At 41.3% G+C, this 17,728-nt stretch carries 16 protein-coding genes; 3 read left to right on the plus strand and 13 right to left on the minus strand.

The annotated features are described in order from the left end of the window. The first annotated feature begins 52 nt into the window (after nt 1-52). Nucleotides 53-613 carry a hypothetical protein gene (locus tag NI389_RS20030; RefSeq protein ID WP_308363278.1) on the plus strand — a complete coding sequence of 187 codons (561 nt, stop codon included), beginning with the start codon at nt 53-55 and terminating at the stop codon, nt 611-613. Between the two features lie 633 nt (nt 614-1,246). Here NI389_RS20030 and NI389_RS20035 read toward each other — a convergent pair. The 5 genes from NI389_RS20035 to NI389_RS20055 form a co-directional block, all read right to left on the minus strand. Continuing rightward, nucleotides 1,247-2,350 (minus strand): DUF547 domain-containing protein, encoded by a 1,104-nt coding sequence (locus NI389_RS20035; protein ID WP_308363279.1) that lies wholly within the window; start codon nt 2,348-2,350, stop codon nt 1,247-1,249. Between the two features lie 138 nt (nt 2,351-2,488). Continuing rightward, the gene (locus tag NI389_RS20040) at nt 2,489-2,998 is read right to left on the minus strand and encodes a DUF4240 domain-containing protein (RefSeq protein WP_308363280.1); all 510 of its coding nucleotides are present in this window, start codon (nt 2,996-2,998) and stop codon (nt 2,489-2,491) included. An 89-nt stretch (nt 2,999-3,087) separates the two neighbouring features. Then, on the minus strand, nt 3,088-4,197 hold the full coding sequence (asd, locus tag NI389_RS20045) for an aspartate-semialdehyde dehydrogenase (RefSeq protein WP_308363282.1): 1,110 nt from the start codon (nt 4,195-4,197) through the stop codon (nt 3,088-3,090). Between the two features lie 351 nt (nt 4,198-4,548). Continuing rightward, the gene (locus NI389_RS20050; protein ID WP_308363283.1) at nt 4,549-7,263 is read right to left on the minus strand and encodes a TonB-dependent receptor domain-containing protein; all 2,715 of its coding nucleotides are present in this window, start codon (nt 7,261-7,263) and stop codon (nt 4,549-4,551) included. Between the two features lie 76 nt (nt 7,264-7,339). Next, nucleotides 7,340-8,959, minus strand: coding sequence for a hypothetical protein (locus NI389_RS20055; RefSeq protein WP_308363285.1), 1,620 nt, complete (start codon nt 8,957-8,959; stop codon nt 7,340-7,342). A 196-nt stretch (nt 8,960-9,155) separates the two neighbouring features. Here NI389_RS20055 and NI389_RS20060 point away from each other — a divergent pair, with 196 nt between their 5' ends. Together NI389_RS20060 and NI389_RS20065 are read left to right on the plus strand one after the other, a co-directional pair. Beyond that, a complete protein-coding gene (locus tag NI389_RS20060; RefSeq protein WP_308363286.1) occupies nt 9,156-9,482 on the plus strand; it encodes a hypothetical protein in 327 nt (108 codons plus the stop codon). 28 nt (nt 9,483-9,510) lie between these two features. Next, nucleotides 9,511-9,828, plus strand: a complete 318-nt coding sequence (locus NI389_RS20065; RefSeq protein ID WP_308363287.1) for a hypothetical protein — start codon at nt 9,511-9,513, stop codon at nt 9,826-9,828. A gap of 61 nt (nt 9,829-9,889) precedes the next feature. Here the strand turns inward: NI389_RS20065 and NI389_RS20070 are convergent, their stop codons facing one another. From NI389_RS20070 to NI389_RS20105, 8 genes are all read right to left on the minus strand, one after another. Next, nucleotides 9,890-11,194, minus strand: coding sequence for a tetratricopeptide repeat protein (locus tag NI389_RS20070; RefSeq protein WP_308363289.1), 1,305 nt, complete (start codon nt 11,192-11,194; stop codon nt 9,890-9,892). Nucleotides 11,195-11,204: 10 nt separating this feature from the next. Then, the gene (locus NI389_RS20075) at nt 11,205-11,810 is read right to left on the minus strand and encodes an energy transducer TonB (protein ID WP_208844791.1); all 606 of its coding nucleotides are present in this window, start codon (nt 11,808-11,810) and stop codon (nt 11,205-11,207) included. 11 nt (nt 11,811-11,821) lie between these two features. Continuing rightward, the gene (locus tag NI389_RS20080) at nt 11,822-12,232 is read right to left on the minus strand and encodes an ExbD/TolR family protein (protein ID WP_208844790.1); all 411 of its coding nucleotides are present in this window, start codon (nt 12,230-12,232) and stop codon (nt 11,822-11,824) included. Between the two features lie 24 nt (nt 12,233-12,256). Next, nucleotides 12,257-12,784 carry a MotA/TolQ/ExbB proton channel family protein gene (locus NI389_RS20085; RefSeq protein ID WP_208844789.1) on the minus strand — a complete coding sequence of 176 codons (528 nt, stop codon included), beginning with the start codon at nt 12,782-12,784 and terminating at the stop codon, nt 12,257-12,259. A 2-nt stretch (nt 12,785-12,786) separates the two neighbouring features. Beyond that, nucleotides 12,787-14,154 (minus strand): MotA/TolQ/ExbB proton channel family protein, encoded by a 1,368-nt coding sequence (locus NI389_RS20090; RefSeq protein ID WP_308363290.1) that lies wholly within the window; start codon nt 14,152-14,154, stop codon nt 12,787-12,789. A gap of 9 nt (nt 14,155-14,163) precedes the next feature. Then, nucleotides 14,164-14,916, minus strand: a complete 753-nt coding sequence (locus NI389_RS20095) for a DUF3450 domain-containing protein (protein ID WP_308363291.1) — start codon at nt 14,914-14,916, stop codon at nt 14,164-14,166. A 184-nt stretch (nt 14,917-15,100) separates the two neighbouring features. Next, nucleotides 15,101-15,454: a hypothetical protein gene (locus tag NI389_RS20100; RefSeq protein WP_308363292.1), complete on the minus strand. Its 354-nt coding sequence runs from the start codon at nt 15,452-15,454 to the stop codon at nt 15,101-15,103. 178 nt (nt 15,455-15,632) lie between these two features. Further along, nucleotides 15,633-17,522 (minus strand): methyl-accepting chemotaxis protein, encoded by a 1,890-nt coding sequence (locus NI389_RS20105; RefSeq protein ID WP_308363293.1) that lies wholly within the window; start codon nt 17,520-17,522, stop codon nt 15,633-15,635. Nucleotides 17,523-17,728 lie beyond the last annotated feature (206 nt).

The raw sequence follows: 17,728 nt of genomic DNA on the forward strand, positions 1-17,728 counted from the left end.
GTATAGTATTATTAATCACACACAAAATTTACTTACAGCGTTAGATCACAATATGAGTAATCGAGATCTAAATAGTGCATTTGCACTGATCAAGTTTTTTAGTAAAAAGGAACACTACTTGAGCTTTTTAAATGGAAACACTTTGTTTCGTACTCCTCATTATTACAGGACATGTGAAGATGTAGGTAGGGGCGATAGAAACGAATCTTGTCTACTATTTTGGGGGAAAAAATTTGGAGGCCAGAAACCAAAGTTTGAACTGATTGGGAATTCCAATTTAGACTTTGAAACATATGAAAGTGTCCTCATTTATCCAACTACGGAGCAAAACGATTCATGGATGCAGTCTTGGGCAATTATGGGACCTCATAATGGCTTCGAACATTCACTAGAGCAACTGCAAGAAGAATTTGGTTTTTACTTTGTCGTTTTACCTGCGAAGAACATAGCAAAATACGCCAAACTGGTTGAAAAACATAGCGGTTCAAAGATTACATACGGAGCCATAAGATACTCTGAAAATCCTAAAGAGCGCTCATTGACTGTTAAAGATACCAAATTTAGTTACCAAAAAGAGTTTAGGTTTTATACGGGTCAATGTGCTAAAGATTAACTAACCGATATGTATTTCACAATTCCTGAATTAAACACGATGCTTTTAGATGCTAAGTCTCTCAAACTAACTTCACCCAATGGAGATATAAGATACTGTTCAGTGGGTAATAGAGGCGTATTAACTATCAATAGTACTCTTTAAACACTGTTAAAAATGATTTAAACCCGATTAAAAATGGCGAAAAGTGATCTAATTCTAAACGTCTTTCGATCAATAATGATCTCGAATTGAAAGGGTTTGATAGGTTTTTGTCTAAAATCATCTGTCTTTTAACATTTGGAAGGGAAAGCACTAAATTTTAACGACACCTTGATTTTCTAGGCCTGCGAAGGTTCGACCATTCGATTTTTCAAATATCCCCAAATCTAAAAATGAACGACCCCTTACATATAAAACAGTATAGCGACAGAAATTCTTTTAATTGCTAAACATCACCAGAACAAAAAATCTCAAAGTGCCGCGAAATCTCAACTTAAATGGCGATGATCAAATCAAAGGCGTGAGCAGAAAACCCACAACACATTATTTAACATAACGTAATTTATCGGCATTTACTAATTTATCATTAGCAATGTCCAATACTAGGCAGTATCGGACATTATGGTGTTTTAATCTGATTAGCATTGAGGCTTATAACTTACTGGCTTTCACTTTAAACGATTCCAATAATTCTTTGGGTACACGTTTAAATTGAGCACCTAGATGTACTTTATTCGCGGATGAAGTTTGGTGGTCGTTCAATACGACGTCTGGATAACTCTCGTTCTTCCAACTTTTGAGTCTGTCGAATAGCTCATTGATCTTTTTGCTTTGCATTGAATCAAAGCTTGAATATTGCGATTCAAACTCGGCAATTTCATAGTTAGCGTTATCAAAAGTTATCACTGAGGCACTACGAATGTTGTAGCGAATATCATTTCTCGCGTAGTCGATAAGATGTGTACGAAACTTTTCTGGTTCATTGTCGAACACGTCCATCGTACTTTGGTAATATTCAGCCACTTGAATATCACCTTTTTCCCCAAACCATAAACCACGATTGGAGTTAATGAACTCTCTAGCAAGATAACTTAGCTGTGAATATACGTTATCTTTAGTAAAAGCTTTTGACGTTAACGATGGACTTCCTACATTGCCCTGATAAAAACCGTAGATAACGACTGGGTTCTTAAATTTGTCTAAGACAATCTTATACTTAATGTCGTTAAGGGACAGTCGCGTATTACGATGCTTGATAAATTTTTTGTTGAGGAACGTCGTTCTCTCGGAGATCTCATCTTTTAAATCTGTGATTGGGTAAATCTTAATAAGTTGCTCAAGCATACTGACATTATAAAGGTTCAGCCAATACGCAAGCTGTTCTGCGGGAGGTAGTTCTGAAATTTCAATCTGTTCACTAACATGCTCTAAACTTTCTCGCACTTTAGGGAACGCAGAGGCTAAACGTGAAGCGCTTACTTCTTTGAATAAGAAGCGATTTGCTTCAATCACGGACGTTCGGTTGATTCGATAACGGATATGAGTGCCAGTGGACCAATTACTTTTTCGCGCATTAAGTCCCCTCTTTTTAGTTATTCCTACATTCACTACGGAGACCGCAAGAATATCGTCAATATCTTTATAATTTAGCGAAGGAACCTGATTGAAAGAGACTCGGTCATTGGAAACTGCCACGTGTGATATCGATAGCAAACAAACGAATAAAAACTTTATGAGCCAAAAAGACTTCATCATAAATACACCGTCATCCTTGATACTTCTTTCAATCGATTTAACAACCGTCGAAATAATATAGGATGACGTGTCCAAAATTGCAACAAAGCGCCAAACTTTGTTTAATAAACCTTAAAACTGAACATTAGTTGACCGTTTCTACGCCTTAAACCAATATTTATCAAATAAGTTTGGATAAGTCCCCTTCAATGCTTTTTTGTTATTCTTGAATTTTTTACCTGTGACAGGAACGTTAACGACATTAAAATGGACTAACTCATCCTGATTTTTCTCTTCATAAAGCAAACCTGCTACTAAATCCATTTCGTCAATGTACGGATATGGTAACTCGTCTTTAAGTGGAACATCTGAAAGCGAGGCGATTGAATCAGGCGTATTCTTAAAAGAATCAAAGACCTCTTTTCCTTTACTTATAACCCAATTACAAAAGTCTAGGTAATCGTATTCAGAGTTACACCCACACATAACGTATGCAGCTCCCCAACACGACCAATCCCAAAGCTGCTTAAGTTGGCGGCTGTATATTTCGTCAAAAGCTTGTAAATCCTCGTTCGAGAGTAAATCTAATCGGCTTTTTAAAACGGCATTTACTTCTGTAGGCGCGGTGTTCTCAACGGTAACAAGAGACCAGAAAGTTTCAATATTCATGTTTGTAGAAAGGAAGCTTTAATATTGCCTGCATATTACCACAGGACATGAAACAGGTAATAAAAAAGCGAGCTTTACGCTCGCCTTTATTAGCCAGTGATAATTCTAAGCATACGTCTCAGGGGTTCTGCGGCTCCCCAAAGTAGCTGATCACCAACTGTAAACGCAGAAATGTATTCTGGCCCCATTGCAAGCTTACGAATACGACCGATTGGAATCGACAACGTGCCAGTAACCTTTACAGGTGTTAAGTCTGTCGAAGAAAGGCCTCTGTCGTTAGGAATAACTTTAACCCACTGATTATGTGAGGCTAAAATTGATTCAATCTCTTTAACGGAAATATCTTCTTTTAACTTAATCGTAAGCGCTTGTGAGTGGCAGCGCATAGCGCCAATACGAACGCACAGGCCGTCGACAGGAATTGGGCTTTTGCTTGAACCAAGAATTTTGTTCGCTTCAACTTGTGCTTTCCATTCTTCTTTACTTTGACCGGAATCCATTGGCACATCAATCCATGGGATCAAGCTCCCTGCTAACGGTACACCAAATTGATCCTTTGGTAACGAGTCCGATTGAAGCTTTTCGCTTACTCGTTTATCAATTTCTAATATCGCACTGTGTGGATTGTCAAGTAGGTCAGCAACCTCACTATGAATTGCACCCATTTGTGAAATTAATTCACGCATGTTCTTAGCACCTGCACCACTCGCAGCTTGATAGGTCATAGGGCTTACCCACTCGATGAGATCGCGTTCGAATAGACCACCTAACGCGAGTAACATAAGCGAAACTGTACAGTTACCGCCCACAAACGTTTTTACGCCCTGCTCTAATCCCTGCTCTATGACGTCTTTATTTACTGGGTCGAGCACTATAATGCTGTCATCAGCCATACGAAGTGCGGATGCCGCATCAATCCAATAGCCTTGCCACCCAGATTCTCTTAGTGCTGGATACACTTCTTTTGTATAATCACCGCCCTGACAGGTAATAACAATATCCATACCGCGTAATGCATCGATGTCGTAGGCATTTAGCAGTGGTTTTGCCTCGCCTGCAAAATCAGGGCCTAATTGACCTGCTTGTGAGGTGGTGAAAAAGGTTGCGTTAATCTTCGAAAAATCACCTTCTTGCTGCATTCGCTCCATCAAAACAGAGCCAACCATACCACGCCAACCTACAAGTCCTACTTTATTCATTTTTAGCTACCTTTAAGAAAATTAAAACCAATTTTTATTGCGTGAGTTTTAATTGTGAGGAGCTAAACATATCACCCATGTACCCAACACACTAGACGTATTCGTTATATATAAGTTTTTTTCAAGTTCGAAATACGTTCGACTAGACAAGCGTTTTCCTTGCGCATAGTTCAATGAAGAAGTTTCCACGATCGCTGCGAATCCATGCGGTTGGAACTCAGCACAAATGACATAATCAATGTGGCATTTTCAACAATAAAAATAATGCCATAATCATAAACAAAAAACCCCGCAGAGCGGGGTTTGGATACAACATGTAAAGGTTGTTCGCAAATTAGCAAAACGCTAATTTTAGAACTCGATGGCTACGTCAAGACTGAGTGATTGAGCCATTTCTTTTGTTCTGATCACTACATCGTTTTGTTGAACTTCAAAATCTTGACCTAGTAAATTCTTAACTTTAAACGTTACCGTTGTACTAAAGTTTGGATAGTAAGTATATACCATATCTAAAGAATTAATAGGTTGTTCATACGCATCGTCAAATCCATTCACGCCAGCGGCCAAAATACGGTCACCGAATACGTTATAGATTAAAGATCCTTGATGGTTACCATCATGTGAATCGTAATTGAGCTGGAAGTTCGCTACGTATTTTGAATGACCACTCATACGACGTTTAAGATTTGTTAAATCGCCTTGGTTTTCTTTCAAAATTTCGACTTCAGAATCACTCACTGTTAAGTTACCTGAAGTAAAGAACGCACCGCCTAAGAAGTCAGGGGTAACTTCCACTAGCCATTCAGCTTCCACACCGTAAACTGTCGCGCTGTTCGCGTTTTCATATTGCAGTGTAAAACGGCCATCCGTTTCATTGAGTTTTGCTTCAATTGGTAGAGCGATATCTTTGTAGAACGCGCCTACAGAGAAGTTATCGCCGCCATCGAAGTAAAATTCAACGCGAGCATCATAGTTATCGAGCTCACTCGATTTTAAGAATGGGTTACCAATTGTACGATAATCCGTTAACGGATCTTGGAACTGTACAGCGGTTAACTCACGTAGATCTGGACGAACAACAGTTTGACCATAACCCAGACGAACTTGGTAGCCTTCTTGCGAATAAGTCATCGACAAAGAGCCAAAGTAATCGTCTTGCATGATTGTGGCTTCTTTAATCGCTTCAGCACTCAATTTATCTTGCAAAAGGCTTGGATCAAACGCTGAACGAGAAAACGCAAGAGCAACTTGACGGAAATCTTCATAACGAACACCGCCACTCAAGCGCCAAGATTTAGCGAATGAATAATCGAACTGACCATAATAAGCATCGATCTTTTGTGCAGCTAGATAATCGTCCGCGATGGGTTCTTGGAACAACAACTCAACGTCAGTCGCATCAATCGTGGCGTCATCTTTAAAATACGAGCCAATCTTTAACGCGTCAGCTTCACTTGATGCAAACTCTAGTTGCTGTGTTTGCGCGAAACGAGTATTAAAGAAATCGGTACGATATTCACGAGTCTTGTCAATGAAGTAACCACCAGCTTTAAGTTCAAGCTCATCACCGTCAAAGTAGAACGCTTTGCTTGTGTTCCACCCGTAGTTTTCAACATTGTCTTCCATATCAACGAAGCGATACAGGAATGGATTACCACCTAGCGATCCATTGTAATACGTGCTGTCATACTTTCCATCTACGTAGCGATCACGTACCGTAATTTCTAGTTCGCCTGGAATTTCCGTCGCAGCCGTTGAGTCGGTATACTGCCAATCAAACCCAACGCCCTCAAGAAGACCCCAAGTTAAATTATGTGTACCTTTAACTTGCAAAATGTCTAATTCACGTTGTTCAAAAGATACAAGTTGCTTACGTTGAACCTGACCATCTGCAATACTTAAAGACTTAGACACTTCTTGGTAGATACCAACTGAAGCTTCATCTTCTGTATCACGAAGTTTCATGTAGCTCACGCCAACTTCATGTCCGTCAAGCTTGTAACCTACGTTAATCGCAGCATTTACTTTAACGTTATGTTTCGTGACACGTTTTTCATCTTCAGCACGGTAACATTTAGAGCGGTCGTCAGCACAAATGTCTTTAACGTCGACAGCGGCAAGTACGGCACCAAATTCCTTGCTGTTTGACCATTCGTTATCATACGAAACAGACGCTAGAAAACCAAGTGAACCATCAAAACCGAATACGTTATCGTAGCGGTCGCCATAGATTATCTTGCCACCAAGATCTGGGTCTAAAGACTCTTCTGTAAGCGCGTAATCTCTTGGTAATTGCTTGAACAAGAATTTGTTTGTCGCAGCGGCTTCGTCCTGAGAAATGGTACGGTTGAACAGCAGACCATCTACTTCACGGATATTACGGATCGAAATGTCCGTGCTACCTTTGATGTAATGTGACAATGACTGCCTAAGTGCAGTTGTCATCGCACGCGTGCCATCGTCTTTACCTAACCAATCGTCGCTACCGCCTTCATAGGTTAGACCATTACTCATTTTATCGTTTACGCCAGTACCTAATTCAACTTTAAAAATACGCTCATTAGGCAAGCTTTTCGTACGAATGTTTACGTCACCGCCACCAAATGCAGCAGGCATATTTGGCGAATACGCTTTTTGTACTGATAACGATTCAATAATGTTTGTTGGGAAAATATCAAGTGGAATGACGTTACGCGTCAAGTCTGGACTTGGTACTGATGCGCCATTTAAGCGAACACTCGAATATCGCTCACCTAAACCACGAACATAAATAAACTTGTCGTTTACAAGTGTTAGACCTGTTACACGACGAAGTGCAGATGCAGCGTCGCTATCACCCGTACGAGAAATTTGCTCTGCACCCATGATGTCTGCAACGAATGCTTGGTTTTTACGCTCTTCAATTACCGCGCTTGCTGAACCTTTTAGTCGGTTGCCAACAGCAACAACTTCTTCGATTTCAGCTTGATCGTTCTCTGCTGCAAATGTTTGAACTGAAAGTGGAGCGAGGAGCGATAGCAAAGAAACGGTAAGAACGTTCTTTTTAAACTGCTTGATTGGTTTCATCTTTCTATCCTCTAAACCAGATTAAGTGTGAGTAAGGCGCAACTTGAGTGCGCCTTTTTTTGACTTTTGGTCTAGATTAGTTAGCGCGAGCCATTGACGCCGCAACGAAGTCAGCCCACTCGCCTTCTTCGCCTTCACCGATAGCACCGATGTAGCTAACGTCAGTGAAGAAGCTGTCACCAGCAGAAGCTGCTTGAACAGGTACTACGTTACCGTCTTTGTCAGTGATAGTGCCTTTTGTAGATACGCCATCAGCTGCTAATACGTTAGAGAAGTCAGCAAAACCGATTAGGTGGTTGTTTGCGCCAGCATTGAACCATGTTTCATAGTTGAAGCTAGCAAGTGAACCTTCTAATGGAACTTTGATAGTTTCGAAGTTCAAGCCACAAGCAAATACTGAGCTTGTGAAAGAGATGTCACCAGCAACTGCGTTTGCATGTACACCAGCTGCGCCTGATAGGTCATCACCGTTGAATAGGTCAAGACACGCCGCGCCTGCATCTGTCGAAGAGTCAACGAAAAGCATATTAAGAAGTTTCGCTTTGCCCCACTCTTTCATTTCCATACCCGCACCAGTACGACGACCTTCCGCACCTTGTTTACCAGTAGATACTACCGTTGCGTTAGCGATAGTTGGGAATGATACTGACGTTGCTTTACCCTGACCGTCAGCAGTCAATGGATCTTTCTTAGCACCATCAGTTTCAAAACCGTGGTTACCATATTGCTTAGATTGAACTAGGATAAATTGACCTTTACCTTGCCAACCTGTATCCCAGTCAATACCGTCATCCGCGCTTTCTGTGATTACGATGTGCTTAATGTTTACGTTACCACCGAAAATTTCGATACCGTCATCGAAACCGTTATGAACGTGAACGTAATCAACTGTTGTACCTGAACCTACGGCGTTAAGTGTTAAACCGTTTAGCTCATCGCCTTCAACACCGAAGCCTGCGTATTTGATTACAACGTGCTTTAACACACCGCTGTTATCACCTGCATTGTTACCACCGTAATGAGAAACGATGCCTTCTGCTTTAATGTTACATAGGTCGTTTTGCGCAGCTTCTAATGTACATTCGATATTTGGAGCGCGGCCGTTCACTTGCACGCCACCCCAGTCACCGATCTGTGCAGTTGTCGTATCGTCGCCATCAATTTCTGAAATACTTGTGAACGTAATTGGCTTGCCAGTTTCACCTTGAGCAAGGATTTTAGCGCCACGAGCTACGCGAACGAAACTTTCTGGTTTAGTAAATGCGATTGTTGCACCAGCTTCAATTGTAAGCGTTGGACCGTTAGCATCAATTACACCACCTTTAGATGTATCAACGTCTTTACCGATGAATAGAGCACCTTCGAAAATGTGCGCGCCACCGTTTTTAAGTGCTGGAATAAGGAAAGAAGTCGTTAAATCTTTAGCATTACTTGCGAAAGCCTGACTGTATACGCAGTTTTTGTTATTTTCGTCAGGAGTACCTTCGAATGTTGAACCATCTTGTGTATAAGACGCACACTTGATCGCTACTGGAGTTGTCGGTTCAGTTGGGTCTGTTGGCGTAGTAGGGTTTTTTACAGAATTATCAACACTGTTGTCGATGTTAGTAGGTGTAACATTGATATCACCACCACAACCTGCAAGTACTAATGCCGAAGCAACTAAGCTTACTTTAAATAACCCAGAAAGTTTCATTATATTCTCCAAAATGTTTTTAAATATGAGCGTAAATAAAAGCTGCGACTAAGGTAAATGCTGGGTATTACAATTAGGTTACACTTTCGCGAAAGTTAAATTACACATGATATTTTTTACTGTTAATATTTTGGAAACATTTGTACGTAATGATGATGCCGCTTAATTTCAAGCAATTACATAAAAGGATATTGAAATGAAAGTTAAAACTCTGATTGCATTTGCGGCAATTACTCTGTCACAAACGTCTTTTGCAGCTCATTATTGTAATTCTAAAGTTGAATATCTAGCTTCAGAATATAATGGCGTTCGCGCATATACGAATACCAATGGCCATACAAATGACCCAATGTATGTTGCATACAACGATTCTCAATTTTCTTCGATCTACGCGAGTCTAGTTCGTGCTCAAAGTAACGGCGATACAGTAAAAATCTATATTTTAGAAGAACAAGATGGTGATGATGCTGCTAGTTGTCGCGATGGTGTTGTTGACTATATCGGTTCTGTTCATCCACTTTAGTTTTAAATCAGAAAACAAGGACTGAAAAATGAAGAAAGTAGTTGCAACCTTGGCGCTTTTTGCCAGCGCAATGGTAAACGCGCAAACCGTTACTTGCTCTGACTATATTGAATCAATTGATATGCAAAATGATGGTTCATATTGGATCCAACCCGTAAAAGAGGAAACCATTGAACTAAAACCGACTCACCAGAATTTCTATAATTATTTGGGACTTATGTATAACGCTATGCAAAGTAACAAAAAAGTTGTCTACACCTCTGACAACGGTGAAAGATCAACGAAATGCCATGATGCTACTCGTGGTCTGTTTCCCCTTTATGAGATTGTCCGCGTTGTTGATTAACTAATTTTTAATCAATAAATAAAAAGCCACCTTCTGGTGGCTTTTGGCGTTGCGATTATTGTTAAAGTAAAGCTGTCTTGAGCGTTTCAGCGTGGATCTTCTCGCTCTTAACGTATTTAATCCATTGTTGAGCTAGACGCTGAGAGCGTTTGTGTTTTTCAGCTTGCTCAAACGCAAGAATAGAGGCATCAAAGTTTTGCAAGTTATACTGCGCCATACCAAGTGCAACATAAGCATTAGATTCAGAGTCCAGTCCACCTTTTTCAAGTGCCGCACGAGCTGCATCCGCGGCCAGTTCATATTTCTCTAGGCCGATGTAAACCTCTGCAAGACGTTGATCGTATTTACCATTGTCTGTCACTTTCGCCGCTGCGATGAAATAAGGCACTGCTTTTTGATCTTCTTTGGCCTGAACAAAAGCTTCTGCAATGAACGCATTATTTTTAGCGCTATTTTCGATCACACCTTCTTTAAGACCTTTTGAATACGTTGATGCAGACTTAAACGGCAAACCGCTCATTAAATAGGCTTGCGCAAGCTGTTGAAAATCAGATTTCGTTTTAATAAAACCTTGCTGCTTTGCCGATTCTAAAATCGCAAGCTGCTTTTTCTCTTCGCCAACTTCCCCGTACATTCCACCAAGCTGAACCCAATATACTGGTTTATTGTACAGCTTTACCATTTTCTCTAAAACAGTTACGACTTTGGCCGGCTGATTCATTGAATAATAAAGTGCACGCTGTAAAACTAACCAGTTCTCATTTGGAACTTCATTTTTAGCTTCAGTCAGATTAATTGCGATCTCGATATTTTCAAGCGCGCTTTTATAATCTTTCATCTGATAATAAGCTTGAGACTTCAACACATAATAATTATCTGCTTTAGGCTTTGTGTTGATTTTGTCCCAATCGTTAAGATAATCGATAACTTTATCGTACTGTTCATTCGCCATCGCAAGCTGGGCTAAGCTAAATGTAGTCGACAGTGCCAACGTTTCAGGAATAGCCTCTTGGGCAATAACCTGTTCAAACGCTTCAATTGCTTTTGGTAGCTGGTTTTGGTTGTAGTAGATAAACCCGTAGAAATTGTACATCATGGCAATTTCATACGCGTTCATACTGCCCATACGCTCTTTGACAGAATCAAGCGCTTCCAGCCCACCTTTCACATCACCATCGTCCGCAAGTTTTTGCGCACGCGCCAGCTGGCTATATACCTTTTCGCGAAGGGCAGGTACGCGTTTGGTCTTTGTTTCTGCGTGAGCCGTCGCTACATCGACTCCAGGAATAAGTGACACCATTGGTGGCACCGCAAGCATGGCCGAAAAGGCTGCTGCATAAATACTTACTTTAACAATCTTTTTCATCACTACTCACCTAACCATTAATTTGGAAAGAGATTTTGTTTTGAACACCCGCAACTTCTACTGCTTCGCCATTCACAACGCGTGGCTTGTATTTAAACTTTAATGCTGCATCCATGGCGGCTTGGTTAAATAGATCCGCAGGTTCTGCTTCTACTACAACAGGGTCACGAACCGTGCCTTGTTTGGTTACGATGAACTCAACAATAACGTAACCTTCGATACCGCGTGATAGTGCACGTCTTGGGTAAACGGGTGCTACTTTCACAATTGGAAGGTACTCACCGTCACTAGATTCAAGTGCTAGTCCACCGTTTAGACTTACATCCGCATCAACACTTGCAGAAAAATCGAAATTATTACCCGTCGCCGCCAAGTTATCACTTTGTGGTGCTGGCGCATCCATTGGTGGTGGAGGCTCTTTAGGCGCTGGTGGCTTCTGTGGTTTACGTTCTTTCTTTTGAACCGTTTCTTCTCTTTTTAAACGGACGAAATCCAAAACTTTACCTTTAGCAGGTTCTGTCATGGCACCTTCACCACCGGTGATAAGTGCCTGCATTCCCAAAAACAAGAAGAATGTGACTAGACCTGCAATAACTAACGCAACAACGTATCGCATGTCTTCCCTCTCTATGCCTCTTGAGCGGCGATTGAGACGTCATAAGCGCCAGCCGCACGAGCCGCATCCATGACTTTAATCAAAATATCCGTCGTTGCCTTCTTATCCGCTTGGATAACAACGCTACCCTGTGGGTTTTCAGCTTTCAAACGTTCAATGTTCGCTTGAACTGCGCGGATGTCGATTTGACGTTTGTTGATCCATACTTCGCCTTTGTCCGAAATCGCAACCAAGATGTTAGCACGGTCTTTTTTAACTGCCGTTGCGGCTTCTGGGCGGTTTACATCGATACCCGCTTCTTTAACAAATGAAGCCGTTACGATGAAGAAAATAAGCATGATGAATACAACGTCCAACATTGGCGTCATGTTAATTTCTTCTGCTTCTTCTTCTTGCATTACTTTTGCTAGAGGTGATCTCATGATTTAATCCTCGCTTTGACTAGATTAGTGATCTAGTACTAATTTATCTTCAAGTAGCTCAACTTCACGTTTCGCTTTACGTTGTAAGAACGTAGCCGCGAATACACCTGAAAGAGCTCCAACCATACCCGCCATTGTCGGGATAGTTGCCTTTGACACACCTGATGCCATTGAACGTGCACTACCACTACCTGTGATTGCCATAACGTCGAATACTTCAATCATGCCCGTTACGGTGCCAAGTAGTCCCAGGAGTGGACACAAAGCAACCATCACGTTGATATATGAAATATTTTGGTTTAACTGCATACCGGCTCTCGAGATAATCGCTTCTCGTATTTGCTCAGCATTCCAGCTATTGCGTTCTGCACGGTTAAACCAATCAGCCGTTAATTGCTTTTTGTATGTACGGTAACCACCAAACACATACATAAAGCGTTCTAGAATTAACAACCACATGACGAAGATAAGCAGACCGATGGCCAGGAGAACCTGACCACCTGTATCTAGGAACTCGCGTAGTGCATTGATTGCCTCAATCACTAAAACCACGATTACGCTCCTTTTTCACTTCGCTCAGCGATAATGCCCGCCGATTGCTCTTGAAGAATAAGCAATAGGTTTTTCGAGCGAGTATTCAAAATTGTGTACAAGAATACCGTTGGAATTGCGACTACAAGACCAAGTACCGTTGTAATAAGTGCTTGTGAAATACCACCAGCCATTAGTTTCGGGTCACCTGTACCAAACAATGTGATTGCTTGGAACGTATTGATCATACCGGTTACTGTACCTAGAAGACCTAGTAGTGGAGCAACGACAGAGATAATCTTAATAAGCGTTAGATTACGCGTAATCTTTGGCATTTCACGAAGAATTGCTTCGCTCAACTTTAGTTCTAACGTGTCGTAAGCAACATTTGGGTATTGGTCTTTAACTTTCATAACGCGACCAAGTGGGTTGTCATCACGTGCTGTAGAATCTTTAAGCTGACGATTGATTTTCATGCCCATTAGCATCAATGCGAAGAAACGTTCTAATGCGATTAGAAGAGCAACAAGACCAACACCAATGATTACATAGCCTACAGTATCACCTTGGTGAATTTGTTCTTCCGTTGTAGGCGCTTGAACTAGTAGACCTAGGATTGAGCCACCTGTTGGATCAAGTGCGAAATCCGTTAAGCCAGAAGTTGCGTTTTGCAATTCACCCGCAGTCGCCGTATAACGAGATACTGGTTGACGGGTAAGTTCTGATAATGTGCCAGTCGCTGAGTTGTAGTTAAGGTATTTACCATCTGCGATTAAGTTAAACGCGCCAACGCGAACCACTTCTTTTGCTTGCTTTTCGCCACCGTTAACAATCACATCCGCTGTAAAGCGCTTAACTTTACCTTGCTCTGTCATTTCACGTTGTAATTCGAACCATACTTTTTCGATGTCTTCAATTGACGCTAAACGCGTTGTTGACCCCATCTTCTGCGCAAGCTCGCTCATCTCATCACTACGACCATGAATTTCAGCAGAAACTACTGACGTCATGAATTTGTTGCTGCTATCACCAGATACTTGTTGAAGAACACCAAACAGTTCTTTCAAAGAACCCATGCGCTTAGAAAGCGTATCTGAAAGGTTGGATAATTTGATTTCATTTTCTTCAAATTGAGTCTCTAGACGCTCAGAGTCTTGAAGTTTCGCATTGCGATTCTGCTCAAGTGATTTGAGCATACTAAGCTGCTCAGATTCTTTTGCTTTGAATTCGGCTTCACGTGCTTTGTTTTCTTTTGTCTGTGCAACCTGACCTTGTTCAAGCGTTTTTAATAACGCATCTAGGTTCATCGGCTCATCAGCCATTGCCGCTGAGCTCATCGCGACAGATGCTGCGATAATCGCTACTTTTGAAAATTGTTTAATCAGTTTCATAGTGACCTCTTACTCCGCAGCATGAACTGGTAGTGTCAACATATCTGGTGCAAGTTGTTTACGTGCGATACGAAGACCTTTGTTGATTTGTGAAATGTTAGACTCAGGAAGCTCAACGAATTGCTTTTTGTCTGCATCCCAGCTTCCTGCATGTGAACCATCTTTCGTCACATAAAGAAGTTCTAAACGACCGATGCGTAAGAAATCAACTTCACGCTCTTGACCATTCACTGGCAATAAAGACGTGTAAGCTTCGATTGTACGACCGTAATCCATTTCGACTTGGTAAGCTTCAAGTACACGGCGGAATTTTTCACTGCTCGTTACGTCAGCGCGTTCCATGAGCTTTTTAAGGCTGTCTAAACGCTCTGCACGCTCTTTAGGTAAGAAAGGCACATCAAGTGCCACAAATTGCTCAAGACCTGTGATCATTCGAAGCATTAAAGGTGTAATTTGACGCTCAATCACAGAAACTTGGTCCATCGATGCATTGATAGCGGCCATTTCTTCGATTTGGTTGTTAATTTGCTTGGTAAGCTGAGCGTTGTAGACTGTTAAACCATCAATTTCTTTGTTTAACGTTTTAAACTTGTTTAAACGAGACTGCATTGAATCAGTAATTGAATCGATCTTTGTTTGAGATTTAGAAGCCGACTCATTAATTGCACTGCTTTTATCAATAACAGTATTAAGTTCATTAGCGCCTGCAGCAAACGTCGTTGCTATTGCTGTCGCCAATAACAGGGGTTTCACGCACTTCATCGCACACACCTTAATTATTGCAAGTTGCTTATTTGAATTGGCGCAAAGTTTACTGGTGGAAAATGACAAGCATGTTTCGTAATTAATACAGATTTATTACAGGTGTAATGTTTTAGTCATCGGCGTGGTGTTGTATGAAAGGAATAGCTATTAAAAAAGGCGGCACACAGGCCGCCTTTAACGATTAATCTTCGACTTCTTCTTCCTCGTCGAGCCAATCTGCTTCGTCACCGAGGTCAATGTCATCAAACTCGATGTCATCATCGTTGTCTTTTTCTTCTTTCTTCGCTGCCTGTGCTTTTGCACTAAACAGTTCTTTGCGAGAAAAACCTTTTAGTTTATCAAGCAATGCGGGATCTATGGCGTTGAGCTCGCCTTGGTCAAGCTCGACTAAGTTAGCTTTAGCAATAGATACCTTTAATTTCTTTTCACCGACGTCAGAAAACAAGAAGCTTTCGAACTCATCGTTACACTCATCAAGATCAACACAAGTGAAGCCCCATTCAGGCTTAACCGGATGCTTATAAAATCTCTTCATGTATTAGTTCCTAACAAGAATAAAAACTAAAAAAATTGAGCCACTTTGGTTTCGCTGAGTTTAATCAATAATTTTTATTTTTTACAAGAAACTTAGTACGAGAAAACACGAATTTTTTTCATTAAAAATCGAGTTTTGAAAAGTGTTCTTTATTCAGAACACTTTTTACTCGAAATACTTATACCTTGAATTTTAGAACCATTTTTTCAAGCTCCTCAAATTGGCGCTTAATGTTCGTACATTCGTTTAACGTGTTTTGTAGATTTTCCTTTCCATGGATAGACATGTCGCTGATTGAATGTATGTCACTGTCCAATGATTGGATAACGCTATTTTGTTGCTGCGTAGCACTCGCTACGGCATGGTTAACCCCGTCAATCGCGTCAATTGAATTACTGACTTCCTGCATTCGCTCTCCAGCATCACTCGCCTGAGATACGGTTCGCGCCGAGTCCTCTATGCTCGCCTTCATGACGGACACTGTCACGGTCGACCCCTGTTGCAATTGCGCTATGGTATTTTGGATTTCCTGTGTTGACTCTTGCGTACGCTGAGCAAGTTGTCGCACTTCGTCAGCAACAACCGCAAAACCACGTCCAGCTTCTCCCGCTCGTGCCGCTTCAATAGCAGCATTAAGCGCTAATAGATTCGTCTGCTCAGAGACTCCTCGGATAACTTCCAGAACCTGTCCGATGCTTGCCGTATGTTTGTCTAAACTGTCTACCGTTTTTTGGGCCTCTTGCATTTTTTGCGAAAGTTGCTCAATAGAACTAATGTTTGCAGCCAAGGTTTCTTGGCTCAACACAGACAGTTTATTAGCATCGCTTGCGAGCGACGACGCGTGATGTGCGTTGTTGGAGATTTCAACTGCACTCGATGAAAGTTCATTAATTGCCGTCGCGACACTGTCGGTGCGTTTGACTTGGTCATCATAAATATCTAGGGTAGACCGCGTTTTCGAGACCAAACTTGATACTGAACGCTCAAGTTCTATCGTTGATGCTTTTACTTGGATGATAGACTGCTGAATTTTCTCAACAAATAAGTTGAAATAACGCGATAATTCACCGAATTCATCGTCATTCATAACTTCCAGTCGCTTAGTTAAGTCCCCCTCACCTTGGGCGATATCTTTTATCGTATCATTTAATTGGTGCATTGGTGCCATGAGGTATTTGAGCAATAACTGCATCATCACAATAACCGCGATAACACCGATTAACATATAAATCGCTGCCATATTTCGCGTTGACGCGACAGACGCATAGGCGATTTCTTTGTTTATCACGACGCCTAGGTACCAATCGACGTTTTTAATTCCGTTAATCTTGATAAAAGACACTAGTTTAGTTTGACCTTCAACTTGGTGTTCCATGAAATTTGAATTTAGCTCAATCGTTTCGCCAAACAAATCTGAGACCGGCTTATCATTAAATTTATTGTTTGGATGACTCAGGATTCGACCATCTTTGTCAGTCAAAAAGGCGTAGCCGTACCCGAGAAAATCGATTTCATTCACGATCTTGGCAATCACGGCCATGTCGATGTCTCCACCAGCAACACCATTAAATTGACTACCATCCAGCATCGGTACAACCGCAGTAATCGTTAATTCGTTCGTTGTCACATCAATATACGGTGAGGTAAACGCCACATCTCGTTTATCTTTAGCCAATTTAAACCAAGGACGTTGTGTTGCATCGTAATCAGGAGGCAAGACGATAGATTGATCATCGAGGATAAACGTCCCGTCACGTTTACCGATATAAACGTTTTTAAAGTTGCCCGCGATGTCGGCGGACTTTAAACGACGCAATACCGCTTGTTTCGAATCACTGTCTTCATGCCCTTGTGCAACTGACTTAACAATATCAAGTTTTGCATTAAGCCAGTTGGCAATATTTCGAGAAACCGATTGGGAAATTTCGTTGAGAACGGAATTGAGCTGTTCTTGAGTTTGTGCGCGCATCGCGAAAAAGTTATTGAGCGTAAAGAGCCCGAGCACAACGACAAGTAAGAGAGATGCGGCTAACGTCACTTTTGTTGTAAATTTTAGACTGTTGAACATCCTAAGCCTTTATTTTTTATGGAGACAGTTTTGTTTTATCAAAAAAACAGTAGCGTGTCTTCGATATCGACCAAATTAACGTGTTCTTTAATCGTTACAGGTAAACTTTCATTTTCAAGTTTTTTAGGTATGACCTTCCCCCTAAATGTTAGGCCTTCCCGTTTTGAGTAGACGTTTCGCAAACTTATTCGCGTTTAAAGCCGATA

Source organism: Pseudoalteromonas xiamenensis, assembly GCF_030994125.1.
Lineage (GTDB): Bacteria > Pseudomonadota > Gammaproteobacteria > Enterobacterales > Alteromonadaceae > Pseudoalteromonas > Pseudoalteromonas xiamenensis_B.